Below are 26,677 nucleotides of genomic sequence, written 5' to 3' on the forward strand. Positions count from 1 at the left end.
GAAGGGTTATGTTGATTTTATATTTAAAATTAGGAGTTATTCATCTCCATATAGAAAATATATCAACGCAATCGTTTGATTAGCAGTGATACCCGGGATTGTATCATTCTGAACCCTTTAATATCAGGTATTGTTTGGCAGAATCACAAAGGGCGACAAAAGCGGCACTCATCATAATGAGGTCCTTGATCACCAGTCTGCCCCTGGCAGAAAGTAGGGGGAAGCCATGGTCAGGATCTCCCAATGCAGGGACCCAGGAATCTGTAGTAGTGATTAAAAAAGATAAAGTCACCACAGACATGAGGATCACCATCCCGGCTCCAATCATCCCAATTCCGGGGTTGTATTTGTTGATTAACAGTAAGATGCCAAAAATAACGAGGACGGTACCCAGTCCATAAGAAAACAGATAAGTATGGTTTGCTTCATGCCAGGCAATCTTTTCCGGATTTGCTTCGCCTTCTTTCTGCATATGAGGTTTGTAATCTTCAGGATGAGCATAAAAGAAAGACATAAATGGAGAATTTGCAACAAATGGTACAATTCCTTCGGCCTCATAATTGTAAACTTTCAGGCCTCCGATCCAGATCAGGACAATGGCAATGGAAATGCGGACCATACGAATACTTAAAGCGGATAAACCGGAAAGAGAACGGGCTAAGGAAGAGATTTGATTTGACATGATCGTTGTTTTATCCTGCAAATCTAGCGCCCGAAGCCTGGAACGGCCATGGACGATAAAGGATATTAGATGGACAAATCAGCCATAATGGAAATTCCTGTTTTCTCACGGAAGACCTGAGGAGAGATTTTTGTCATCTTTTTAAAGAAACGGCTGAAATAATATTCATCTTTAAAATTTAAGGAATAGGCGATCTCCTTAATGCTTTGCCGGCTCAGGTGAAGCTTTTTCTTCGCTTCTAAAATCACCCTTTCCTGAATCAAATGTGATGGCGATTTACCAAAATAACGGGTACAGCGTTTGGTAAAAGCATTTGGACTCAAGCCGAGTAGTGCCGCATAGTCAGCAGGTTTACGCATCTGCAGGAAATTGGCTTCCAATGCAATTTTGAAGTCTTCCAGCAAAGATTCCTTTTTAGGTAAAGTAGCAGGGAAAGAGCTGAGTTTAATCTGGCTGGCCTTGGCCAGAAACAATTGCAAATAGGCAGTAAGAACAGCTTCATTGGGAGTCTGCCTGCAAAGCTCTTCATGGAGTTGCCCCAATAATCCTGAAAATGAAAGTGCTTCTTCGGGCAGCAGGGTAATGGAAGGTTCCAGAAAGATATTGTTGAACAGCAGACCATTACAGGCCACTTCTGCCTTATGGTATTCTATGCAATAAAAATCACCATGAAACTGTAGCATCGTTACTGCCGACAAAGGTTGGTCCTTAAAATAAATGGTCTGATAGGGAGTTGCAAAAAAGATAACCGGCCCTTCAAAAGAAAAGTTCCCAAAGTCTGCCTGAAAAGAACCTTTACCCCCTGCAATAAAGAGAATTGTATAACGGGAGTACTGAACAGGCTGACTCAAATCCCCCGGAACTATGTTTTGAAGAGAGAACAAACAATCTCCGGAGGTAGAAAGAACTTTTTTTGCGGCTGATTTCAAATTTGAATGGTTTTAAACCAAATTTAGAATTTATCATACATTTAAGGCCGGAAAGGTTGAAAAATATAAGAAAACATGACTCAGAAGCGCATTAATGATTACATCAATGAATTATTTCCTCAGTTTGAACCCGCATTAAAAGAGAAATTAATCGCGTCCGTAATCGGGAAAAGCTTTGAAGCCGGGGAGCTGATGATGCAAAAAGGTCAGTATTTCAGGTCTACGGTATTGATCGTAAAAGGACGGGTAAAACTCTATCGGGAAGGAACAGATGGGAATGAATTTTTTATGTATTACCTCCAACCCGGAGATGCCTGTGCACTTTCCATGATCTGTGCTGCAAAACAGGAATCCAGTAAGATCATGGGGAAGGCAATTGACGACAGTGCCATTTTAATGGTGCCCATTGCGCTGATGGATGAATTAATGAAGTTATATCCCAGCTGGTATTATTTTGTAATGGAAACTTATAGATCGAGATTTGAAGAGCTTTTGCTCGTGATCGATAGCATTGCCTTTCAGGGGCTGGATGAACGTCTGGGATTTTACCTTAAAAAACAAGGAGAGCAATTGAAAAGAAATGAGCTGAATTTAACACATCAGGAAATAGCTGCCGACCTGAATTCCTCGAGAGAGGTGATCTCCAGATTGCTTAAGAAGATGGAACAAAGAGGAGAAATCCGCCTGTATAGAAACTATATAGAATTATTAAATGGCCGGTGACAAAAGTCACCGTTTCTCATCCTAAGAATCTACATCTTTGTCCTAAGCTTATTATTTTAATTTATGGAAGTTATTGCATACCTGGCCTCAGCGCTGATTGGTATATCATTGGGATTAGTTGGAGGGGGAGGATCAATCCTGACCGTTCCGGTTCTGGTGTATCTTTTTGGAATTCCACCGCTGTTGTCTACTTCCTATTCCCTGTTTGTGGTGGGCTGTACAAGCCTGGTTGGTGCCTGGCAAAACTATAAAAATGATCAGGTTCAGTTGAAAACGGCCTTTATGTTCGGAGCAAGTTCGATCAGCACAGTATGGCTGACCCGCAAATTTCTCATCCCTGCAATCCCTGAACACATCGCCACCTTTGACCATTTTGAACTCACAGAGAGAATGCTGATGATGGTTCTTTTTGCCATCCTGATGCTGGTCGCTGCCATTGCAATGATCAGAAATGGAAGAGAGGAGGAGCCGGTAAGGAATCGGGAACTGAAAATATTTTTACCAAAATTACTGCTTTATGGTGTAGGTATAGGCTTAACAACGGGTTTGTTAGGCGCTGGCGGAGGATTCTTACTGATCCCAACCTTAGTGGTTTTAGTAGGATTACCAATGAAAGAAGCCATCGGAACCTCACTTTTTATCATCGCCCTCAATTCTTTAATCGGTTTTTCAGGAGATCTTGGACATTTTGAAATCGACTGGCTATTTTTACTTAAAATTACAGCAATCGCTGTTGCCGGAGTATTTATCGGAGGTAAAATGAGTGCAAAGGTGGATAGTAAAAAATTAAAAACCGGCTTTGGATGGTTTGTATTACTCATGGGGATCTATATCCTCTTAAAAGAAATTCTTTAACATTATGATGGACTTTATCAGACAACCCTGGCCATGGTATTTCTCTGGCACAATGATCGTACTGATCATGCTCATACTGATCTTCTGGGGCAAATCCTTTGGATTCTCGTCCAATCTGAGAACGATTTGCAGCATGGCAGGAGCAGGTAAAAAAGTTAAATTCTTTGATTTCGACTGGAAAGCACAGCGCTGGAATCTATTGTTTTTACTGGGCTCCATCATTGGAGGCTGGATCTCTGCGCAGTTCCTGAGCAATCCACAGGGCATGGAATTATCGGAAGCGACGGTCAATGACCTGAGGGGGCTTGGTATTCATTTTAAAGGAGCACTCAATCCGGAAGAGCTGTTCTCGCTGGAAGCATTGGCTGATTTTAAAGTATGGTGCCTGTTATTATCTGGCGGACTCCTGGTTGGCTTTGGTTCCAGATATGCAGGTGGATGCACTTCCGGACATGCAATTTCTGGTTTGTCTAACCTGCAGTTTCCCTCCCTGCTGGCAGTAATCGGCTTTTTTATTGGCGGCTTATTGATGACCTGGCTGATCCTTCCCCTTATCTTATAAAACGCTGAAAAATATGAAATCTCTAAAATATATACTTGCCGGAATCCTTTTCGGCATCATCATGACCAAATCTGAAGCAGTATCCTGGTTCAGGATCTATGAGATGTTTCGCTTCCAGTCTTTTCAGATGTATGGAATTATCGGAACAGCTGTTGTCCTTGGCATAATTGCTGTTTTCCTGATTAAAAAAATGCAATGGAAAGATGTGGCTCATCATCCCATCCTGTTTAAGGATAAAGAACCTCCTTATGCCAGGTACCTCATCGGAGGGACCATATTTGGGCTGGGTTGGGCACTAACGGGCGCATGTCCGGGACCCATGTTTGTTAACCTTGGTTACGGTTACCTGACCATGGCCATCGTGATTATTGGTGCTTTACTGGGAACTTTTCTTTACGGCCTGATTAAAGATAAATTGCCTCATTGAGTTAAGTGTGACTTCTATCACTAAATAAACAATTGATAATGCACAGATTTGCATAGACAAAGGGTTTTACGTTAAAAAGAATAAAGATGATTATAGAACAATTTAAAGATGAATTTTTAGCCCATTATAGCTATGCCGTAGTTAGTGAATGTGAACAGGAAATCATATTGATCGATCCTTCCCGCAATCCGGAGCCTTATTATGAATTCGCAAAGAAGTTTGAAGCCAAAATTATTGGGGTCATAGAAACTCATCCCCATGCTGATTTTGTAAGTAGTCACCTGGAAATTCACCAGACTACGGGTGCCACAATTTATGCACATAGTTTAACTGGTGTATCTTATCCTTTTAGCCCCTTTGATGAAGGAGATGAAATCAGTTTCGGTAAAATTAAACTAAAAAGCCTGCACACTCCCGGACATTCTCCGGACAGCATCTCTATCGTATTACATCATGATGGAAGAGATAAAGCTGTATTTACAGGAGATACGCTGTTTATCGGAGATTGTGGAAGGCCAGACCTGAGAGAATCCGTAGGAAACCTGCAGGCTAAAAGAGAAGACCTTGCCCAGAAGATGTACCATTCGTTAAGGGATAAACTAATGAAGCTCGCGGATGAGGTAATCGTATATCCGGCTCATGGTTCGGGAACATTATGCGGTAAAGCATTGAGCACGGCGAACTCCAGCACTATTGGAGCAGAGAAAATAAGCAACTGGTCTTTACAGGAAATGACCATCGAAGACTTTGTAAAAGAACTGACAACAGATCAGCCTTTCATCCCTAAATATTTTGGCTTTGATGTTGACCTCAACCGAAAAGGAGCCAGCGAGTTTAGTACAGGGATAGACAAAGTGAATGTTTTGGTCAAACCTGAACAGTTGAATGCTGATATTTTAGTGGTTGATGCCCGCCCTGAAAATCTTTTTAAAGAAGGATATCTGCCGGGAGCAATCAACATTGTCTATGGAAAGAAGTTTGAAACCTGGTTGGGAAGTATTGTTAAACCTGGAGAACAGTTTTACCTGACAGCAGCCAATGAGGAACAATTACAGGAACTCATCAGCAGGACGGCAAGTATAGGATATGAAACTTTTATCGAATCGGCATTTGTAACAGAATCCGGGGATGTTATTATGCCGGTAATGCCGCTGGAATATTTCATCACCAATCCTGATGAATTCACTATAATTGATGTCAGAAATGAGAATGAAGCGAAAAAGAAAAGCATCTTCAAAGAATCTCTGAATATTCCCCTTGGAGAACTAAGGGAGCGCATCAAAGAAATTCCTGCCGAAAAACCCATTGTGGTACATTGTGCTGGAGGGAGCAGGAGTGCCGCAGGAAGCAGCATTATTGCCGCTGAATTTGGTGCGAAGATTCCGGTGTACGATTTAGGAGGAGCAGTCCGGGATTTTAATTCAACGGAAAAATAGGTTTAAAAGAATTTAGATGATACCATGGCAGTTCCCAATCATAAAGAAGAGCTTTTAACCGCAATCCGGACGACCTATCAAAAGTTAAAGGGAGAATTAGAAAATATTTCGGAAGAACAAGCTCAGAGAGCAGAACTGGAAGGACATGCAAAAGGGACTAAAATGACAGTAGTAAATCTACTGTCATACCTTTGTGGATGGGCAGAGCTGGTCTTGAAATGGGAAGAAAGAAAAAGGGAAGGCCTGCCTGTTGACTTTCCTGAAAGTGGCTATAAATGGAATGAACTGGGGAAACTGGCCCAAAAATTCTATGCCGACTATGAAGGACACAGCCTGGAAAATATAAGTGTTAAACTCGACCTTGCCGTACAAAGAATGCTATCCATGATTGCGGAAAAAAGCAATGATGAACTCTACAGTGAAGCCTGGTATGAGAAATGGACCTTAGGACGGATGATTCAGTTTAATACCTCTTCACCGTATGTAAATGCCAGAGGACGCATCCGCAAATGGAAAAAGGAATTAAGGTAATGTGATTATTTGTCAGTTGGTTGCGCTTGTCTTAACAATTTGATTACACGGGCTTCTTAAAGCTTTTACAGAAAATTTAGTTAATATTGAGCAGAATCTTCAAAAAAGGGGGTTGATTCTGAAGTATGACCTTGTACACGACTTTAGCCGATCATGATTTAGTTGCATTTCTTAAAGATGGTGACAAAACTGCTTTTACCGAAATTTACAATCGATACAAGGGCTTATTATATATTCACGCCTTTAACAGGCTGAGGAATCAACAGGAAGCGGATGATGTTGTTCATGAGCTTTTTACTACACTCTGGACAAAAAGAGAAGACATGTTCCTAAAAACACACCTCTCAGGATACCTCTATCAGGCGATAAGAAACCGGATTATTGATGTGATCTCTCATAAAAAGGTAGAATCTGCTTATATGGTTTCGCTGCAGCATTTTATTGACAAAAGTGAAGCCGTAACAGATCACCTGGTGAGAGAAAATGAACTGGCTGCCCTGATTGAAAAAGAAATCAGCGCATTGCCTCCTAAGATGAGAGAAGTCTTTGAACTGAGCCGGAAAGCGAACCTATCGCACCGGGAGATCGCGGCTAAATTGGATTTGTCTGAAATGACGGTAAAAAAGCACGTGAACAATGCCCTGAAGATCCTCAGAGGTAAGTTTGGTTTACTCACTGTTTTACTGTATATCAGTCATCATTAATTATTTTCATTTTCTTTTACGCCTAAGCTCAGAGTTAACCGTCTATAGGTTAATTAGCGGATAAAGCGCATGGAGGCAAAAGAATTACTGGAAAAATACAGAGCGGGAAAATGTACAGATGCAGAAAAGGCAATTGTAGAAACATGGTACCTGGAATTTGAAGAAGAGGGAGGCGATCTGCTGACCAATACTCAACTGGAAGCCGCAACCGACCGCATCTGGAATAGGCTTCCTATTCATGAGGCAGAAGAAGCAATAGTGCCAAAACGCAGCTTATGGCCTGTCATCAGGATTGCTGCGGCAATTGTCCTGCTGGCATCCATGGCCTTATATTTCTTTAATACTTCCCGCTTTAATCCTCTGGAAAGACCCTTGTCCAAAGTAAACTCAGATCTGAAACCAGTGATACTTCCGGGTGGAAATAAGGCGACACTGACGCTGGCTGATGGCAAACAGATTACTCTTGATGAGGCTGGAAACGGAAAGCTTGCTGAGCAATCGGGCATCACGATCACCAAAACTAAAGATGGTGAACTGGTGTATACGGCTTCTTCCTCAACCGGAGCTGCTAAGACTGGAGCAATGAATATGATTTCGACCCCTAAAGGCGGACAATATCAGATCAACCTTCCTGACGGCACAAAGGTCTGGCTGAATGCAGCATCATCGCTGCGCTACCCAACCGCATTTACAGGAGAAGCACGCCAGGTAAGCTTAACGGGAGAGGGGTATTTTGAAGTCGCTAAATCAAACCCAAATATGCCTTTCGAAGTCCTGACCACCACACAAACTGTAGTGGTACTGGGGACTCATTTTAACATCAATTCTTATGATGATGAGCCAGGAACAAAGACAACGCTACTGGAAGGTGCAGTCAAAGTGATCAGTCCTGCCACATCGGTAAAGGAATTGATCCTGAAACCCGGACAGCAATCTGCACTTCATGGAGATCACCTGGACGTAAACAATGTAAATGAAGAGGAAGCGATCGCCTGGAAAAACGGTATGTTCCTGTTTAAAGATGCAGACCTTCAAACGGTCATGAGGTCTGTTTCCAGATGGTATGATGTACAGGTGAATTACGAAGGAAACCTCCCTAAAAGACAGTTCTCAGGAGAGATTCACCGCAATATTAACCTGTCTGAAGTGCTGGATATCCTGAGCTTTTTTAAAGTGCATTTCAGGGTAGATGGAAAGACAATTACCGTCACAAAATAGACCAACTTATAAATACCAAACCATACTCACCAAACAAACAAAAGACATGAAAACAAGACTACAAAAAGACTGACCCCAGGTCAGGGTAATTCAGAATTGATTCCGCTTCCTGAAAAGAAGCATCATCATAAAAAAAACCGCAGAAGTGTTCGAGCACAACTGCGGAATATCTGAGTTAACCCTTCCCGGAAAATCCGGGACAAAACAATTTTGCGAACTATTTACTGTATTAACCCAAACATTACAAAAGTATGAATTTTAATGCTATTACTACAGCTATGTCCAAGACATGGCTGCCTCCTAAATTGCTACTTATTATGAAGTTGACTTCCATCTTGTTGTTCCTGGCTCTGATGCAGGCCAGCGCAAAAGGATACAGCCAGATCAGTCTGAAGGAAAAAAATGTGCCTTTGGAAAGGGTGCTGGAATCCATCAAAAAACAAAGCGGATATGTCTTTTTTTACGACAATAAAGATGTCCGTCAGACCAGAATCTCTATTGAAGTGAAAAATGTTGCTCTGGAAACGGTTTTGAACGAATTTTCAAAGGTGCTTCCGCTGACTTTTAAGATCGTTGGAAACAATGTCCTACTGAGAAGAAAAGACCAGGAATTAACCAGCACTGAAAGTAGTTTTCAGGCAATGGTACTGAAAGGAAAAGTGGTAGACGAAATGGGATTGCCACTTCCGGGAGTAAGCATTACTTTGAATGCAGCAGACTTTAAACAAAGTACCCAGACGAATTCCAGTGGTGAATATACCTTTAACCTTTCAAAATCAGGTAAGTATAACCTTACTGCCACTTTTGTAGGATATGAAAAATATATTGCTGTCGTTGAAGTACAAAAAGGAGATGTATTGAAAAACATCACTTTAGTTCCCTCCAACCAGGACCTTGCAGAGGTAATGGTAGTAGCCTATGGTACACAGACAAAAGCGTCTTTTACAGGATCTGCCAAGACGCTGAAATCTGATGTCCTGAATGGAAGTCCAAGGGTGAGCATTCAGGAGACCTTACAGGGAAATGTTCCGGGTTTGATTTCTTCAAACGGATCCGGACAGCCGGGGGCGGTTCCAAATGTAAGGATTCGCGGTATAGGTTCTGTAAATGCGGGTAGTGGCCCGCTATATGTAGTAGACGGGATCCCTCTGGAGTCTGGACAAATCAATAGCCTGAATAGTTTTGATGTGGAGACAGTAACGGTTTTAAAAGATGCCTCGGCAGCTTCGATCTATGGATCAAGGGCAGCAAATGGAGTGATCCTCATCACCACAAAAACCGGAGTTTCAGGCAAAACGGTGATTACCGCTTCTGTGCAGCGTGGAGCAAATAATGTGACCAATATCAAAGGCCACAAAATGTTAAATACCCAGGAAATGCTGGAGCTGCTGAAAGAAGGATGGGTAAATAAAGGAAATGACGTAGCTCTTTTTGATAAGGCATTAGTAGATAATGCCGTGGATCCTACAGTAAATACCGACTGGTTTGACTTGCTGACGCGCACAGGAAATCATACCCAAGTGGACCTTTCTGCAAGTGGTGGTAGCGAAAAAACCAAATTTTATCTTTCAGGAAGTCATTATCTGGCTAAAGCAGCGCTGCTTGGGAGTGAATTCTCCAGAAGTACAGCTAACCTAAAACTGAGCAATCAGGCGACGGAAAACCTTTCATTCAGCGGTGGAATTCAAATTAATTACCGCAAAACAGAAGGTCAGGCTGACGGTGGGACATTCGGAAACCCGGTACGTATGTATACCATTTATCAACCCTGGTTAAGGGCATACAACGATGATGGTACTTACGATTTCAGCTATTTTAACCGTTACAACCCGATGGCTCAGGTACTGGAAAGTTTTGATAAGAAAAGTTCTTATGGGATGCTGGGTAATTTCCTGGCAAAATATCAGATCATTCCTTCTTTATCTATCGAAAACCAATCGAATATCAGCTTTGGTTATGATGAACGCCTGGAATATAATAAATCTGGTGTGGGTACTTCACGTACGGATGGAGGAAGAGCAACTTCTTCAACAGCCCGCGCAACGAATTGGGTAAATACAACGATTCTTCGTTTCAATGAAACTTTTGGTGATATAGGTCTTAAAACATATTTAGGTTATGAAGCACAAAAGGTCGTAAAAGTTGGCAATGACCTGACTAAAAAGAACTTTCTGCCAAATATGTTTACACTTGAAAATGCCTCAATATTATCCGATGGAAAATCTTTTGGTACAGCCAGTGCGCTCAACTCGGTGTTCTTCAATGCCTCAATAGACTATCAGTCAAAATATTACCTTAGTGCCTCTGCACGTCGTGATGGCTCTTCCCGTTTTGGCTCGGAAAAAAGATTCGGTAATTTCTGGTCTGTAGGTGCTTCATGGAACCTGAGTAAAGAAAACTTTATGGCAGCTCAGGAGGTCATTTCAGATTTACGTTTGCGCACTAGTTATGGTGTAAATGGAAATCAGGACATTGGGGATTTTGAATCCAGAGCATTGTATACCGGTGCTAGTTATGACAATGCACCGGGTCTGGTTTTCTCCAATTATGGAAATAACCTGTTGACCTGGGAGAAAAATAAGCCTTTCAATGCGGCAATGGACTTTGGTGTCCTGAACAACAGACTGACTGGTACCTTTGAATATTATACCCGTTCGACCTCAGATTTATTACTCAGTAAACCAATCTCAGCAACAAATGGACTGAGAAACTATACGGACAATATTGGTGCAATGAAAAATTCAGGTCTCGAACTGGAATTGAACAGCATCAACTTTAAGCCTGAAAACAATGGTTTTGGATGGACTACTAGCTTCAACATCTCGACTATAAAAAATAAGATTACAACCTTAAACAGTCCTATCGTTTCCAGCCCATACAACCGGTTTGAAGGGGGGGATTTTTATCAGTTGTACATGGTTGGTTATGCTGGTGTGGACCCTGCAAATGGAGAGGCTTTATGGTATACCGATGGTACTAAAACAGCAACGACGAATAAATACGGATCTGCTGTCCAGTTCAATCAGGGAAGTGCATTGCCTGATTTCTTTGGGGGGTTAACAAACTCGTTTACGTATAAGGGGTTCTCACTGAGCTTCCAGTTGTATTTTAACTTCGGAAATAAGGTGTATGATAATTATGGAGCAACAAGCGCTTCTGATGGTTCAGGTGGTTTTACTCCTACGACTAAAATGACGCGTTATGCGTACGAAAACAGGTGGAGAAACCCTGGAGATGTGACCGATCAGCCTAAAATGGTGTTCACCGGAACGCAGTCAGGACCTTCCAGTCAGACTTCTACCCGTTTCCTTTATGATGGAGATTATATCCGCCTTCGTGATGTATCCCTTGGCTATCAATTGCCAATGAACTGGATTAAACAGGCGAAACTTTCCAGTGCCCGTATTTATTTCAGAGCAAACAACCTGTTTACCTATATCAAAGACAAGCGAATCAGCTTCGATCCTGAAGTAGGAATTGACGGACTGGCAGATAAAAATGTACCGGTTTATAAAACGGCACTCATAGGTCTTGATCTTAAATTTTAATTACAGCTTAGCAGAAAACGATGAAACATTCTTATAAAATATTGCCATTACTGATGGTCGCTTTATCCTTTGGCGCTTGTGAAAAGGATTTTCTTGCAATTGATCCTCAGGGACAAACTGCAGTGAATATGGTGGTGATTGATTTGCCAAGTACAAAAGCTGCAGTAATGGGTACTTATAGCCTCTTACAAAGTGCGGATTATTATGGCCGTACGTTTACCGTACTGCCTGATCTGATGGCCGACAATATGTACATCAGCAGAAGAAACTCCAACAGGTATACCAGTTATGATCAAAACATCTTAACCACTAATGATGGCAGTGCTTCGGGGGCCTGGGGTATCTTATACCAGACCGTGGTGAACAGCAATATCATCATTTCCAAGGGACAACAATTGGTGCTTCCTGAAACTCAGAAAGCAGAAATGCAACACCTGATCGGTGAAGTGTATACCCTAAGGGCATTGGCACATTTTGATTTGTTGCGCTTATTTGCCGCACCATATAATGCAACACCTGATGCCAGTCATATTGGTGTCCCGGTAGTGACCGAAAGTGGGACGAGTAAAGAGGACATCATCTCGCCGCGTCGAAATTCAGTGAAAGAAGGATATGGCCAGGTGGTCAGTGATCTGAAAAGGGCAATAACTTTACTTCCCGAAGCAGCTCCGGTAGGTTTCAGTGCATCAAACAGGGGACATATTGCGCATTATGCCGCAAAAGCACTTCTGGCAAGAGTATATTTATATATGGGAGATTGGCTGAATGCAGAAGCAATGGCAACAGATGTAATTGCCAGTAACAGGTACAGCCTGTTGAGCAATGCTAATTATGCAACAGGCGCAACAAATTTCAGAACTCAGAATAATCCTGAGGGTATTTTTGAAGTACAATATACTTTGACAAATAACCTGGCACAAAATGCGTTATCAAGCTTCCTGCTACAAGGTGCAAGCTATGGAGATGGTCTGGCTACAGACGACCTGTACAACTTGTACAAAAGCACCGATGTACGCAGAAGTTTTATGGCCAAAAGTAAAAGAAGCAGCAGCGGAGGAGAGGACCCGGCTTTCGTAATCACGAAGTACAACAACATCACCACTTATGAAGAAGGAGTGAAGGTGATCCGTCTTTCTGAGGTTTATCTGATTCGTGCAGAGGCAAGAGCGAAACAGGGTAAAGATGCACTCGCAGCAGCGGACTTAGATGTGATAGCGAAACGTGCAGACGCCACGAAAGCAAGCACTACAGAGACCGGGCAGGCCCTGCAAGATCTGATCCTTGCTGAAAACCGTAAAGAATTTGCATTTGAAGGTCACCGTCTGTTTGACCTTACGCGAAATAAACTGGGCTTTACCAAATACCGTACCGGAGGGTTGACGATTCCGATTCCAAACACTTCATTAACAACCATCTTGCCGATACCCTTGTCGGAAATGAACGCCAATACAAATATGGAACAAAATGAAGGTTATATAAAAAAATAATAAGATATGAATTTGCTGTCGATGGTATTGCCACTACTGATCAATAGCCTGGTGTTTCAGGCAGATCCTAAGGAGACAAAGAAAAGAAATGAAAATGACGGACCTTATGTGCTCTATCAAAAGGAGGGGATTGTTGTCAGGAACATCATATCTGAAGATAGCGTCAGGAGGGTAAAGGTGCAGACCTTTACCCTTAAAGAGAAAGCTGATGTGCCGCTGAAGGTTCAGTTTTCTGATCATCCGGAATGGGATTTCTCTGTAAAAATGCAGACGGAACTAAAGAATGAACCTGCCGAATTTAAACAACCGGATAAATTACTGGCACTTTCAGATATTGAAGGAGAGTTTGAGGCTTTCAGAAAGCTGTTGCTGGCAAATAAGGTGATGGATGAGCAGTACAACTGGACTTTTGGTAAAGGACATCTGGTGATCTGTGGTGATCTGTTTGACCGCGGTCAGGAAGTTTCTGCAACGATCTGGCTGCTTTATAAACTGGAGCAGGATGCAAAGGTAAAAGGAGGATACCTGCACACCATTCTTGGAAATCATGACATCATGAACCTGAGCGGTGACCTGCGTTATGTAAAACCTAAATACTTTGAAAATGCAAAACTGATGGGACTGGATTACAAAGAACTTTATGGTCCGGATACGGAACTCGGCCGTTGGCTAAGGAGCAAAAATCTGATCGAAAAGATTGGAGAAAACCTTTGTATGCATGCTGGAGTAGCCCCGGTGATCAATACACTGGCAATGAGCCTGCATGAAATTAATACCAGATGCCGCCCGTATTATGATAAAGCAAAAGATAAAAAGCTTTTTACAGATACGGTAGTCAGGACATTCTTTGACGGTACACGCTCTTCCTTATTCTGGTATAGGGGCTATTTTGTCGAGCCTAAAGCCACAGAAGCTGAGGTGGATCAGACCCTTTCTCTTTATAAGGTGAAAACGATTATTGTGGGGCATACGATTACCGAATCGAATGTCGGCTTTTATTACAAAGGAAAAGTGCTGGGGATTGATGTGGATCAACATAATGGGAAACATGAAGGCGCTTTATTCGAAAAGAAGACCTGGTATAAGGTCAATACGACAGGTCATAAATTGCCGCTCCCAAAAGAGTAGCCGATCGTAAATTTTTTATCTTAATCTTTGATTTAAATATTGAATAATATAAATAAAAGTATTATCTTGTAGTATATAAATGAAAGAGAAACCGAATTTGTACGTTCTCCTACATAATCTTCAGCAGCTCTTCAATAAAAAGAGTTGCTGATTTTTTTCTGAATGCACCCTTTTGCCACATGATGTAAGCCTCTTTATGGAGCTCTCTGCCGGTGATTGGAATGGCAACGAGGTTACTCCATCCGCTGATCGCTTTCTCACTAATGATGGTTACCCAGTTTCCTGTATCTACGAGAGACAAAATGGAATGGGTATCGTTCATCTCAATTCTGATATTAGGAACGATGTTGTTCTTTTTGAAGATCTGATCGAGCATATCCCTGGAACTAAAACCTTTATTGGCCAATACCATTTCCGTTTGTCCCAATTCTTTTAATGAGATCTTATCCAGCTGTGCCAAAGGGTTATTTTTGGAAGTAATCATCTTAATCCTGGAGGTGAACAAGAGTTGCATATCCAAACCTTCATTGTCCGACTGCTCGTGGAAAGCAAGGATGAAATCCAGATCTGCATTCTTTAGCCTGACTTCCAGTTCTCCGGCAATGCCAGATTCTATATGGAGCTTAATCCCCGGATACTTCCTGGAAAAAGGAGTAAGGAAGGGCAGGAGCAGGGAGCTGAAAGCATAAGTTACGCCGATTCTCAATTCGCCGTTCAGGAGATTATTCAATTCAAAAATGGCTTGCTTTGACTTTTTAACCTCCAGCAGAATGTCCCTGGCGTGGGTGAAAAATAATTTTCCGGCTTCACTGAGTTGTACATGTTTGCCAATGCGGTCAAAGAGTGGCATCCCCAATTCCTCTTCCAATTGTTTGATCTGCTGTGATAGGGTTGATTGTGTCACAAAACAAGCTGCGGCAGCATCAGTAAAATGCAGCAGCTCTGCCGCTTTGATGAAATAATTCAGTTGTCTAAGCTCCATAATCAATCGTTAAAACTAATCAATATCATTAAAATTATCAATTTTACAAATATATTCTTTATGCCGAAATTTGATTCATCACATCAATAGATCCTATGGCATTATTCAGATCCCTCAAATCCCGCAATTTCAAACTGTTTTTCTATGGACAATCAATCTCCCTGATCGGAACCTGGATGCAGAAGACGGCAGTGAGCTGGTTGGTGTACCAACTGACAGGATCGGCACTATTGCTGGGAGTGGTAGGCTTTGTAAGTCTGATTCCGTCTTTGCTGCTTTCGCCCTACGCAGGTAGCCTGGTCGACAGGCATGATCGTTACCGCATCCTGGTGATCACACAACTGGCCTCGATGATGCAGGCGGGAGCATTGGCGGGAATCATATTTTTTGGCTACCATAACATCTTGCTGATCATTATATTGAGCCTCATTCAGGGGGTCATCAATGCCTTCGATATGACCTGCCGCCAATCACTGATGGTAGAAATGGTGGATGATAAAGAAGACCTCCCAAATGCGATCGCGCTAAACTCAACGATGGTGAACTTCGCACGCATTGCAGGACCAGCAGTGGCGGGCATCATCCTGAGTGCCTTTGGTACAGACATCTGTTTCATTGGAAACTTCCTGAGCTATATCCCGGTTTTGATCTGCCTGTTCATGATGCGACTCAATGTAAGTGTGATCGAAAAATCGGAGAAAAGTATCTGGACAGAGCTGGAAGAAGGATTTAAGTATGTCTCCGGCGATAAAGACCTGAGCAGTATGATCCTTGTATTGGGAATGAGCAGCTTGTTTGTAATGCCATTTAATACCTTGATGCCGATGTTTGCAAAAGATATTTTTAATGGTGATGCACGTACCTTCAGCTGGTTTGAAAGTGCCGCAGGTCTGGGCTCAATCCTCAGTGCGATATACCTGGCCAACCTCAAAAATAGCAATGGCCTGATCAAAATGGTGACAATTGCAGGTGTAATCCTGGGCGGAAGCCTGCTGTTTCTGGCTTATGCGCCTCAATTGCCATTTGCCTTATTCTTTATGACGCTTGCAGGAGTAGGAATGATGGCGCAAACTTCAGCAATCAATACGTATATACAAACACATGCTATTCCGGAAATGAGGGGCAGGGCGATTAGTTATTATGTAATGGCCTATCAGGGAATCATTCCTATCGGTAGCCTGCTGATCGGCTGGACGGCAAACCTGATCGGCCCGAGGCCAGCCATCTTTATTGAAGGCACGATAGGAATCACCGCGACCATCGCTTTCCTGATCTATAGGAGCAAATATTCCCAAAGAAAGACGGTTAGCTTGTAAATCCTGCCCTATAACTGATCCCAATTCCTTAACTTTGGTGGTATCACTAACTAATTTATTATATCATGAAAAAAACAGTTTATCTGCTGCTGTGTGCATTGGTGTTCTCCTTTGCCAATACAGCTAAGGCAGATGAAGGGATGTGGATCCCGATGCTGATAGGAAAAAACTATGAGCAAATGAAGAAACAGGGTTTTAAGCTAACCGCAAAAGACCTTTACAACGCAAACGGTTCCAGTCTGAAAGATGCTATCGTTCATTTCGGTGGTTTCTGTACTGGTGAGATCGTTTCTGATAAAGGATTGATCTTTACCAATCACCACTGTGGTTATGATGCTATAGCTTCGAACTCTACAGCTCAAAACAACATTCTTGACAATGGTTTCTACGCTAAAAACTATGGCGAAGAAAAACCTATCGACGGCTTATTTGTACGTTTCCTGATAAAAATGGAAGATGTAACGGCTAAAGTTGAAGAAGTAACTAAAGGATTGAAAGGTGCTGAGAAAGCATCTAAAATAACCGAAGCCTTCAATGCCATTGCTAAAGCGGCAGTAACAGGTCCAACGATCGAAGCAAACGTAAAAGATTTTTATAAATCAAACCAGTTTATCCTTTTCGTTTACGAACGTTTTGATGATGTACGTTTAGTGGGAGCCCCTCCTCAGAATATCGGTAAATTCGGTGGTGATACAGACAACTGGGAATGGCCTCGTCAGACAGGTGATTTCTCGGTGTTCAGAGTGTATGCAGGTAAAGACAATAAACCTTCAAAATATACAACTGAAAATGTTCCTTATGCACCTAAAAAATTCCTTCCGGTTTCTATCAAAGGAGTGAAAAACGGTGATTTCTCTATCGTTTATGGTTACCCTGGCCGTACAGACAGATATTTAACTTCTTACGGAGTGGATCTGGCAACTGAAAAAGTAAGCCCTACCATCGTAAAACTGCGCGATATCCGTCTGAAAGCCTGGAAACAGGAAATGGATAAGAGTGTGGATACCCGCTTGAAATTGTCTTCTCAGTATGCCAATATCGCAAACTACTGGAAATACTTTATCGGTCAGACGGAACAACTGAAAAGGCTTAAAGTCGCAGACTCGAAAAGAAAAGAAGAAAAAGCATTTACAGAATGGGCCGCTCAGAAAACGGAATTTGCAGGTTTAATGGACCAATATGCACAGATCTATAAAGATATCGATCCGATCTCAGTTCAACGTACCTATATCAATGAAGGCTTTATGGCTTCAGGTTGGGTGCCAAGTGCCATTTCAATCGGTCGCGCATGGACTGCCATGGACCAGAAAAAAGGTGATGCCGCTTTTGCTGAAAAAGTAAAAACAGGAATCACTGCTGCCATCGCAGGCTATGAAGAAACTTATGTAGAAGCTGCCGATAAAAAGATCTTCGCAAAGATTCTTGCTGCTTTCTACCATGATGTTCCCACAAAATCCCAACCTAAATTCTTTGCTGAAATTGCAGAGAAATACTGGACAGGAAACCCTGAAACAACATTCGAAAAGTACGCTGATTACCTATGGGAAAACAGTAATTTCATCAAACCAGAGAAACTGAAGAAATTTATCGCTTCTAACCCAAGTCTTGATGCAATTAAGGCTGATCCCGGATACAAATATGCAGTAAACTTATTCCCCGCAGATTACGTAAAAGCAAACTTCGGATCAACGGTTGCCGATTTCGAAACTAAAAAAGCAGAACTGGATAACCTTTACCTGAAAGCAATTCTGGAGAAAAATGCAGGTAAAATTATGTATCCTGATGCAAACTCTACCATGAGGTTGTCTTATGGGAATGTACAGGACTATTCTCCAAAGGATGGTATGTCGTACAAAACAACGACTACCATCGAAGGCATCATGCAAAAGTATGTTCCTGGCGACAGCGAGTTTGACCTTCCTGCTAACCTGATCGAAAACTACAATAAAAAGAACTTCGGCCAATATGGTAACGATGGTACTTTAACGGTAGGCTTTATTACCAATAATGACATTACAGGTGGTAACTCCGGTTCTCCTGTAATCAATGGTAACGGTGAACTGATCGGGCTTGCTTTTGATGGTAACTGGGAAGCAATGAGCGGTGATATCGCTTTTGATAAGAAATTTAAAAGGACGATCTGCGTGGATGTACGCTATGTATTGTGGTGTATTGATGTGTTAGGTGGTGCTAAGAATATCATCAAAGAATTGGACATAAGAAAGTAAAAGTGAAAAATTGTTCCTCTTTTCAGTCTCGGATCTTTGCTGAAGGGCAAATCTCCTAAGGCCTTCAAAGAGGAACAATTTTTTTGGGAAAAGAGAAATCATGCTCCAGATTAAGGGCTTGCAGGGCTTTAAATTACCCTAATCTTACTGGATGATAAATAAGGAGATCCTCATTATGAAATGCCCCCAGAAAGTGTCTGGCTTTTTGGGGGCATTTCTTTTAGAAGAAAAAAATCCTTTGTCAGGTGATTTGATTTATCCGGTTTCTATATTAACCCTACTTTGTTTTGCGCTCTGTATGCAATTGATTAACTTAGGTAGAAGACTAAGTTATTTATTCATAAATACTAAAAAACAATTATACACCTATGAAAAAGATCTGTTTATCATTACTGTTGTTATTCTGTATTGGAATCACTGCATGTACGCAACAAAAGTTGAAAATTGATGTCGATAAGACCTTCGTAGAGACCAACGTTGAGCCGCCTGCTAACCCTATGATGGGCAATAAGTTTATTCTGACGCTCTATCCCGATGGAAGAGCAGGTGTTCTTACAGGCGGTGATATCATGCGTCAGGGAACCTATAAAATCGACGGTTCCTCTTTAGTGGTAGAAGAAGAGAAAAACGCTTATAAATTTGAAATTATAAGTGCAACTGAATTGAAAAAATTAGATAATGGTGCTATTTTAAAACAGGAATAAACAAATCTATTATTCCTGTAAACAAAAAGGATTGAGCAGTAATGCTTGATCCTTTTTTGTTTTATATGCCTTTTCTAGACTGCCCCTTGCCAAAATCCTCCCCCTTACCAAAAAGAAGGTTTACATCCTGTCAGGAAACTACGGTGGGAATGAGCAATATTTCTATAAAAAAGAATGCGTTCTCTGAAAAGGCCCAGAAAGCTTTGCGCTCCTTCAGCGCAAGGTTTTCAGCCTTTGAAGAGTAATGCTTTCTTTTTTAAGAGCAAATCAAAACGAATGGGAACAAAGAAGCCTGGAAAGCTTTGCGCTCCTTCAGCGCAAGGTTTTCAGCCTTTGAAGAATAATGCTTTCTTTTCTAAGAGCAAAACGAATGGGAATAAAAAAAGCCTAGAAAGCTTTGCGCTCCTTCATCCCAAGGTTTTCAGCCTTTGAAGAGTAATGCTTTCTTTTTTAAGAGCAAATAAAAAGGAATGGAAACAAAAAAGACCGGTCATTAAAACAATGCCGGTCTCTTCAAAAAATAAATTAAGCTAGTTATATATAAACGTTCCTTTTTCGCTTTCAATCGTAACCTGCTTCTGCGCAGATGATTCTACACGGCCAATAATCTGTGCATCAATATTAAAGCTTTCAGAAATGGCAATAATCTCCTGAGCAATCGCTTCAGGAACGTATAATTCCATTCTGTGTCCCATATTAAACACTTTATACATTTCTTTCCAATCTGTGCCAGACTGTTCCTGAATCAATTGAAACAGTGGAGGAATAGGAAAGAGGTTATCTTTAATCACATGTACATCATCATTTACAAAGTGAAGGACTTTAGTTTGTGCCCCACCACTGCAATGTACGATGCCATGGATCTGATCTCTGTGTGCTTCCAGAATTTTCTTGATCACAGGTGCATAAGTACGGGTAGGAGAAAGTACCAATTTACCTGCGGTTACTTCTGTCTCTTCATCAATCTTAATAAGATCAGTCAGCTTTTTGCCTCCTGAGAATACCAAATCAAAGGGTACTGATGGATCGAAACTTTCCGGATAGTTGTTTGCGATAGATTTTTCAAAAACATCATGTCTGGCAGAAGTTAATCCATTCGATCCCATTCCACCATTATATTCGGTTTCATAGCTGGCTTGTCCATATGAAGAAAGCCCTACAATCACGTCACCCGACTGGATTTTGTCATTGCTGATGATCTTGTCTCTTTCAATCCTGCAGGTTACAGTAGAGTCTACAATGATGGTACGAACAAGGTCGCCAACATCGGCAGTCTCACCACCTGTGGAGTAAATAGAAATTCCCAGTTCTCTTAATTCTGCCAGGATTTCTTCTGTACCATTGATGATCGCGGCAATTACTTCTCCGGGAATCAGATTTTTGTTGCGTCCAATGGTAGAGGATAAAAGGATCTGGTCTGTAGCACCTACACAGATGAGGTCATCAATATTCATGATGATGGCATCCTGGGCTATTCCTTTCCATACCGAAAGGTCGCCTGTTTCTTTCCAGTAAACATAGGCCAGAGATGATTTTGTGCCTGCTCCGTCTGCATGCATAATGTTGCAAAATGCATCATCATTTCCCAGAATATCCGGGATGATTTTACAGAAGGCTTGCGGAAAAATACCTTTATCTATATTCTTGATGGCTTGGTGCACATCTTCTTTTGACGCAGAAACGCCACGTTGGTTGTACCTGTTATCACTCATGTTGCTGCAAAGATAGGGAAACGCCCGAATGTTAAAGCGTTAAGCGCAAAAAAATAACCCTTCAAAATTAATTGAAGGGTTATAAAAACTAAAATAGATGGTTTATGGAGGTTTGGTTTATTTTAAAAACAACAATTCTCTGAACTTAGGTAGAGGCCAAACGCTGTCATCCACAATTTGTTCTAACTTATCTGTATGGTAACGGATCGTGTCAAAGTATGATTTAACATTCTCATCATAGCCGATGGCTTTATCGCGTGAGTCCTCGATTGCATTGGTTTTTTTACGCTCTTCCAGCATCTTGTCAATGTTGGTTTTAAGGATACCCAAATGCTCTGAAACTTTGTTGATGATTGCCAGTGGAGTTTCCAATGCATCTTTACCTAAACCAAGCTCTTTTAATCCTTTTGCATTTTCAATTAAAGTGTTTTGGTAAGCAATTGTTGCAGGAATGATCATGCTGTTTGCTACTTCGCCAATTACCCTTGCTTCGATCTGAAGTTTCTTGAAATAACTTTCCAATAAGATTTCATGACGGGCATGTAATTCACGTTTACTGAATACATTGGTGTTGGTGAATAGTTCAGCAGTTTTTTCCGTTAAATAAGCGTCTAAAGCTTTAGGTGTAGTTTTGATGTTTGACAAACCACGTTTTGCAGCTTCTTCTTCCCATTCTAAACTGTAACCATTTCCTTCAAAACGAATGTCTTTAGATTCTTTAAGGTATTTTTTGATGATGGTTAATAAAGCCACATCTTTTTTCTCTCCTTTTTTAATCAGTTTATCTACTTCAACTTTGAATTTATTTAACTGATCTGCAACGATTGCATTTAAAACGGTCATTGGTGCAGAAGAGTTTTCAGAAGAACCTACTGCTCTAAGCTCAAATTTGTTTCCGGTAAATGCAAATGGAGAAGTACGGTTACGGTCGGTCGTGTCGAAAGAGATCTGAGGGATCTTAGGGATACCTAACCATAGTGAATCTTCGCTTTTAACTTTTTTAATGATGCTGCGTGAAGACTCTATTTCGTCTAATACATCAGCAAGTTGTGAACCAAGGAAGATAGAGATGATCGCTGGCGGGGCTTCGTTAGCACCCAGACGGTGATCATTACTTACTGAAGCGATACTTGCTCTCAATAAGTCTGCATGCTCATGAACCGCTTTGATGGTATTTACAAAGAACGTTAAAAACATTAAGTTGTTTTTAGGCGTTTTTCCTGGCGACAATAAGTTTTTACCAGTATCAGTGATCAACGACCAGTTGTTGTGTTTACCTGATCCGTTGATTCCTGCATAAGGTTTCTCATGTAATAAAACTTTGAAGTTATGTCTTAAGGCAACTTTCTCCATTAAGTCCATCAACAATTGATTGTGGTCAATCGCAAGGTTGATTTCTTCATAGATTGGTGCACATTCAAACTGAGAAGGAGCAACCTCATTGTGGCGTGTTTTCAAAGGAATACCCAATTTCAGGGCCTCGTTTTCAAAATCAACCATATAGGTGAATACACGCTCAGGAATTGATCCGAAGTAGTGATCTTCTAATTGTTGTCCTTTTGCAGACATGTGTCCGAATAAGGCACGGCCTGTTAAGGCAAGATCCGGACGTGCATTATATAAGGCAAGGTCTACCAGGAAATACTCCTGCTCAATACCTAAAGATGCATTTACCTTGGTGATGCTTTTATCAAAATACTGACAAACATCAACTGCTGCTTTATCTAAAGCAGAAAGCGCTTTTAATAAAGGAGCTTTATAATCTAAAGCCTCACCTGTGTAAGCAACAAATACGGTAGGAATACAAAGCGTTTTACCGGCTTTGCTTTCCATAATGAAAGCTGGAGAAGAAGGATCCCATGCAGTATATCCGCGGGCCTCAAAAGTATTACGGATACCACCGTTCGGGAAGCTGGATGCATCCGGTTCTTGCTGAACCAAAGCACTTCCTGCAAATACTTCAATTGCACCATCTTTACTAGGCTCAAAGAAAGCATCATGTTTTTCAGCTGTTGATCCTGTTAGTGGTTGGAACCAGTGAGTATAGTGCGTTGCACCTTTAGCCATTGCCCAGCTTTTCATGGCTGTAGCGATATGATTGGCATCCTCATGGTTGATTAACTCTCCCTGGTCAATGGAAGAAATCAATTTCTCAAACACTTCTTTTGATAAGAAATCTTTCATTTTTTTCTTATCGAAAACATTAACGCCAAAAAACTCAGAAATCTTAGTCGAAGGAGACTTTACTTCCGGTGAAATTCTTGATTGCGCCTCTTTTAATGCAATTGTTCTTAAGCTTTTCATTTATTTGTTTAAAATTTGGTCAAAAATATAATTTTTGTTTGGTATTTTCTGTGAATTGTTTGTAAAAATACGAATGTCAGGAAATAATCAAAGAAATATTTGAGGTTTTTACTGATTTTGTCTGTTGTGTTTTTGAAAACAAGCTTATTCTGTTGCTTGTTGGTGGTTTTTGTAGCTTTTCTATTATTTAAACTTTATCCGCCCGGATTATGGAATGTGAATGATTTTTCCATCATAAGGTGGAATTGACCTTTAAAATGGTGTTTAGCTTTTTCTTTTGAGCGGTATAGGCCTGATTGGCTTGGTGTTGTCTCTGGAAGTTTGATGGACCTTTTAATATACCTTGTAGGTGAAGCGTAAAAACAAATAATAGGATAGTTCCTACAAATACAAGCTCTAACCCCGCGAATAATAAAGGAGCCTGGGGGATTCATAAAAATAGGCTGACCTTAGTCTTGTTGAAAAAATGAAAGACAAAAGCCCGGTCATAAATATAGAAGGGAATGAATAATATAACCGGTGGATGAACCGGGGAGAGGACAGATAGGAGGGAGCATCTTGACAGGGAGGGTGCTCCTGAATTCTGTAAATGATACAGCCCTTTTTAATGTGACCCCTAATCATATTGATCTGGATGTATACCAGTTCAGGTGGTGTAGCACCGACGACAGGTAATTAATGATAGCGGGATTAAATTCTTAAGGTTAATAATCTCCTGCTATACCTTAAATGACCATCAGGAATTTTATTTCCTCCCCGATCTAAGATCCTGATGGTTGTTTTTTACCTTTGCCCCGTTCCATAAGGAACTTACCTTATATATAATATATATATGATGTTATTTTGCGGGTATTTTCAAAACTTCAGCTGCAATCATGGGAAGCGTTTTCAGGTTTAAAAAATTCGAGGTAGACCAATCTGGTTGTGCAATGAAAATCAATACGGACGGGGTATTACTTGCTGCGGTTGTTGTGCATTCCAATCCGCGTTTTGTACTTGATATAGGTACGGGTACCGGAGTAATTGCGCTCATGTTGGCTCAACGATTTCCTGATGCGGATATTGATGCGGTGGAGATTGATGAGTCTGCTGCGAAGGCGGCGACAGGCAATTTTGCCAGATCTGCTTTTTCCGAGCGTACCACTGCTCATTTCAGTGCCATTGAAGACTATAAAACGGATCGGAAGTACGACCTTATTGTTTCAAATCCTCCATATTTTGTCAATGACCTTAAAAATCCTGAAATCAGGAAAGGTATTGCAAGACATGCTGACGCGCAATTTTTTGAATCTTTATTAATAAAAGTAGCAGAAATATTGAGCGATGGGGGGTGCTTTTGGGTGATTTTACCCGTAAAACAAGCGGAGTTGCTCGTGCAAAGTGCGGTTGATATTAACCTTTTCCTGAGAAAACAGATCGATATTTGTTCGGATGAGCATAAACCGGTCATCCGTCAGGTCATTTGTTTGTCGGGCTTAGCGGGGGAGCTGGAACGCGAAACCTTTTATATCTATGAGTCTGAAGGTGTTTATACAGCAGCCTACCGCACTTTGTTAAAAGATTTCTTTCTTGCCTTCTGATGCAATATCCATAGCTTTACCTGATCAACAAAAAAAGCTATACTTTGAAAAAAATAGGACTCATTTCCGATACGCATGGTTTTCTTGACGATGCGGTCTTTAAGCACTTTGATGAATGTGATGAAATCTGGCATGCGGGCGACTTTGGGCCTGATGTTGCCGACCGCTTAGCTGCCTTTAAGCCACTAAAAGGGGTTTATGGGAATATCGATGGGAAAGAAATCCGTTCAGAATTCCCGGAACACCTGCGGTTTAATTGCGAAAAGGTAGACGTTTGGATGACCCATATCGGTGGATATCCGGGGAAATATGCGCCTAATGTAAGGGGTGAAATATACACTAAGCCTCCGATGCTGTTCATCACTGGTCACTCCCATATCCTGAAAGTAATGTTCGATAAAAAAATTAATTGTTTGCATATAAATCCCGGTGCAGCGGGGAATTCGGGATGGCATCGGGTGAAAACATTAATTAGATTTTGTATTTCGGAGGAAAAAATCCATACCTTAGAGGCCATAGAAATAGGAAATAGATAACGTATAAAATACACTAAGTAATATGTCAGGCATTAAAACACTAGGCCAATTTATAATTGAAAAACAAGCAGACTTCTCCTATGCAAAAGGAGAACTCTCCAGATTGCTGAGAGACATAGGAATCGCATCAAAAATCGTGAACCGGGAGGTGAATAAAGCAGGTCTGGTGGACATTCTTGGAGATGCCGGAACCGTTAATATCCAGGGGGAAGGGCAGAAAAAACTGGATGTATTTGCGAATATTCAATTCATTAGTGCGCTAACCAGTGGCGGTGAATGCTGTATTGTGGCTACGGAAGAAGAGGATGATTTTGTACGCATCGATTCTCCGGTGTCGAAAAATGCCAAGTATATTGTCTGTATCGACCCTTTAGATGGCTCTTCAAATATTGATTGTAATGTGGCTGTTGGTACGATCTTTTCAATTTACCGTAGAAAATCTGTTGAAGGAGAAGCTACATTGGAAGATGTATTACAAAAAGGCACACAACAGGTTGCTGCAGGGTATGTCATCTATGGCTCTTCTACAATGTTGGTGTACACCACAGGAAAAGGAGTGAATGGGTTCACCTTAGACCCATCTATAGGAGAGTTTTGCTTATCTCATCCAAATATGAAAATTCCTGAAGGAGGAAACATTTATTCCCTGAATGAAGGTAACTATGTTCATTTTCCGGAGGGTGTAAAGAAATACCTGAAATATGTTCAGGTTCATGATGAAGCAACGAACAGACCATATACTTCAAGGTATATTGGTTCAATGGTAGGTGATATCCACAGAAACCTGATCAAAGGTGGGATTTATATCTATCCGACTACGGCCAGTTCTCCAAAAGGAAAGTTAAGGTTATTGTACGAATGTAATCCTATGGCTTTTATCGTAGAACAGGCAGGTGGTGTAGCTTCGGATGGCTTTAACAGAATTCTGGATATCGAACCGACAGAATTACATCAGCGCAGCTCCATCTTCATTGGGTCCAAAGAAATGGTGAACATGGCCGAAGGTATGATGGCTGAATTCTCTGCAGAAAAAAATGTAAATGCGGTGGTTCCTGAAAAGTTAGGACAAGCCGGATAATGTAAAG

Annotated in this window: 22 protein-coding genes; 17 read left to right on the plus strand and 5 right to left on the minus strand. The window is 41.3% G+C overall.

Translation table 11 applies throughout. The features are described from left to right. Positions 1–103: 103 nt before the first annotated feature. Entirely contained in the window at positions 104–682 is a 579-nt protein-coding gene (locus tag BUC20_RS12040) for a DUF417 family protein (protein ID WP_073231130.1), read from the minus strand. A 65-nt stretch (positions 683–747) separates the two neighbouring features. Next, positions 748–1,611, minus strand: a complete 864-nt coding sequence (locus BUC20_RS12045; protein WP_084528766.1) for a helix-turn-helix domain-containing protein — start codon at positions 1,609–1,611, stop codon at positions 748–750. Between the two features lie 75 nt (positions 1,612–1,686). Here BUC20_RS12045 and BUC20_RS12050 point away from each other — a divergent pair, with 75 nt between their 5' ends. The 11 genes from BUC20_RS12050 (at position 1,687) to BUC20_RS12100 (ending at position 14,230) form a co-directional block, all read left to right on the plus strand. Continuing rightward, positions 1,687–2,334 (plus strand): Crp/Fnr family transcriptional regulator, encoded by a 648-nt coding sequence (locus tag BUC20_RS12050; protein WP_073231132.1) that lies wholly within the window; start codon positions 1,687–1,689, stop codon positions 2,332–2,334. Between the two features lie 63 nt (positions 2,335–2,397). Beyond that, positions 2,398–3,189: a sulfite exporter TauE/SafE family protein gene (locus BUC20_RS12055; protein WP_073231134.1), complete on the plus strand. Its 792-nt coding sequence runs from the start codon at positions 2,398–2,400 to the stop codon at positions 3,187–3,189. 4 nt (positions 3,190–3,193) lie between these two features. Then, on the plus strand, positions 3,194–3,751 hold the full coding sequence (locus BUC20_RS12060) for a YeeE/YedE family protein (protein WP_084528768.1): 558 nt from the start codon (positions 3,194–3,196) through the stop codon (positions 3,749–3,751). 13 nt (positions 3,752–3,764) lie between these two features. After that, positions 3,765–4,178, plus strand: a complete 414-nt coding sequence (locus tag BUC20_RS12065; RefSeq protein ID WP_073231136.1) for a DUF6691 family protein — start codon at positions 3,765–3,767, stop codon at positions 4,176–4,178. Between the two features lie 86 nt (positions 4,179–4,264). Then, a complete protein-coding gene (locus tag BUC20_RS12070; RefSeq protein ID WP_073231137.1) occupies positions 4,265–5,614 on the plus strand; it encodes an MBL fold metallo-hydrolase in 1,350 nt (449 codons plus the stop codon). A 24-nt stretch (positions 5,615–5,638) separates the two neighbouring features. Beyond that, positions 5,639–6,145 (plus strand): ClbS/DfsB family four-helix bundle protein, encoded by a 507-nt coding sequence (locus tag BUC20_RS12075; RefSeq protein WP_073231139.1) that lies wholly within the window; start codon positions 5,639–5,641, stop codon positions 6,143–6,145. A gap of 125 nt (positions 6,146–6,270) precedes the next feature. Then, the gene (locus tag BUC20_RS12080; RefSeq protein ID WP_073231140.1) at positions 6,271–6,849 is read left to right on the plus strand and encodes an RNA polymerase sigma factor; all 579 of its coding nucleotides are present in this window, start codon (positions 6,271–6,273) and stop codon (positions 6,847–6,849) included. 69 nt (positions 6,850–6,918) lie between these two features. Next, a complete protein-coding gene (locus BUC20_RS12085; RefSeq protein WP_073231142.1) occupies positions 6,919–8,067 on the plus strand; it encodes a FecR family protein in 1,149 nt (382 codons plus the stop codon). Between the two features lie 317 nt (positions 8,068–8,384). Next, the gene (locus BUC20_RS12090) at positions 8,385–11,615 is read left to right on the plus strand and encodes a SusC/RagA family TonB-linked outer membrane protein (RefSeq protein ID WP_159441093.1); all 3,231 of its coding nucleotides are present in this window, start codon (positions 8,385–8,387) and stop codon (positions 11,613–11,615) included. Positions 11,616–11,635: 20 nt separating this feature from the next. Beyond that, positions 11,636–13,102: a RagB/SusD family nutrient uptake outer membrane protein gene (locus tag BUC20_RS12095; protein WP_073231146.1), complete on the plus strand. Its 1,467-nt coding sequence runs from the start codon at positions 11,636–11,638 to the stop codon at positions 13,100–13,102. A gap of 6 nt (positions 13,103–13,108) precedes the next feature. Further along, positions 13,109–14,230, plus strand: coding sequence for a metallophosphoesterase (locus tag BUC20_RS12100; protein ID WP_073231147.1), 1,122 nt, complete (start codon positions 13,109–13,111; stop codon positions 14,228–14,230). 109 nt (positions 14,231–14,339) lie between these two features. Here BUC20_RS12100 and BUC20_RS12105 read toward each other — a convergent pair whose 3' ends face one another. Continuing rightward, positions 14,340–15,212: a LysR substrate-binding domain-containing protein gene (locus tag BUC20_RS12105; protein WP_073231149.1), complete on the minus strand. Its 873-nt coding sequence runs from the start codon at positions 15,210–15,212 to the stop codon at positions 14,340–14,342. A gap of 95 nt (positions 15,213–15,307) precedes the next feature. Here BUC20_RS12105 and BUC20_RS12110 point away from each other — a divergent pair, with 95 nt between their 5' ends. From BUC20_RS12110 to BUC20_RS12125, 3 genes are all read left to right on the plus strand, one after another. Continuing rightward, on the plus strand, positions 15,308–16,528 hold the full coding sequence (locus BUC20_RS12110) for an MFS transporter (protein WP_073231150.1): 1,221 nt from the start codon (positions 15,308–15,310) through the stop codon (positions 16,526–16,528). Positions 16,529–16,593: 65 nt separating this feature from the next. Next, positions 16,594–18,756: a S46 family peptidase gene (locus BUC20_RS12115; protein ID WP_073231152.1), complete on the plus strand. Its 2,163-nt coding sequence runs from the start codon at positions 16,594–16,596 to the stop codon at positions 18,754–18,756. A gap of 368 nt (positions 18,757–19,124) precedes the next feature. After that, positions 19,125–19,460: a hypothetical protein gene (locus BUC20_RS12125; protein WP_143166769.1), complete on the plus strand. Its 336-nt coding sequence runs from the start codon at positions 19,125–19,127 to the stop codon at positions 19,458–19,460. A 530-nt stretch (positions 19,461–19,990) separates the two neighbouring features. On the opposite strand, the gene BUC20_RS12135 is transcribed toward BUC20_RS12125, so the two are convergent. Both BUC20_RS12135 and BUC20_RS12140 read right to left on the minus strand, forming a co-directional pair. After that, positions 19,991–21,172 carry an AIR synthase related protein gene (locus BUC20_RS12135; protein ID WP_073231158.1) on the minus strand — a complete coding sequence of 394 codons (1,182 nt, stop codon included), beginning with the start codon at positions 21,170–21,172 and terminating at the stop codon, positions 19,991–19,993. 117 nt (positions 21,173–21,289) lie between these two features. Further along, on the minus strand, positions 21,290–23,476 hold the full coding sequence (locus BUC20_RS12140; protein WP_073231159.1) for a glutamine synthetase III family protein: 2,187 nt from the start codon (positions 23,474–23,476) through the stop codon (positions 21,290–21,292). A 929-nt stretch (positions 23,477–24,405) separates the two neighbouring features. Here BUC20_RS12140 and BUC20_RS12145 point away from each other — a divergent pair. The 3 genes from BUC20_RS12145 to fbp are packed head-to-tail and all read left to right on the plus strand — an operon-like array spanning position 24,406 to position 26,670. After that, positions 24,406–25,056 (plus strand): tRNA1(Val) (adenine(37)-N6)-methyltransferase, encoded by a 651-nt coding sequence (locus tag BUC20_RS12145; RefSeq protein WP_234994506.1) that lies wholly within the window; start codon positions 24,406–24,408, stop codon positions 25,054–25,056. Between the two features lie 44 nt (positions 25,057–25,100). Beyond that, complete coding sequence (locus tag BUC20_RS12150; RefSeq protein WP_073231161.1) at positions 25,101–25,592, plus strand: metallophosphoesterase family protein; 492 nt, start codon at positions 25,101–25,103, stop codon at positions 25,590–25,592. Between the two features lie 22 nt (positions 25,593–25,614). Further along, complete coding sequence (gene fbp / locus BUC20_RS12155; RefSeq protein WP_073231163.1) at positions 25,615–26,670, plus strand: class 1 fructose-bisphosphatase; 1,056 nt, start codon at positions 25,615–25,617, stop codon at positions 26,668–26,670. The last annotated feature ends 7 nt before the right edge of the window (positions 26,671–26,677 follow it).

The organism is Pedobacter caeni (assembly GCF_900129215.1).
In the GTDB taxonomy this organism is placed as follows: Bacteria; Bacteroidota; Bacteroidia; order Sphingobacteriales; family Sphingobacteriaceae; genus Pedobacter; species Pedobacter caeni.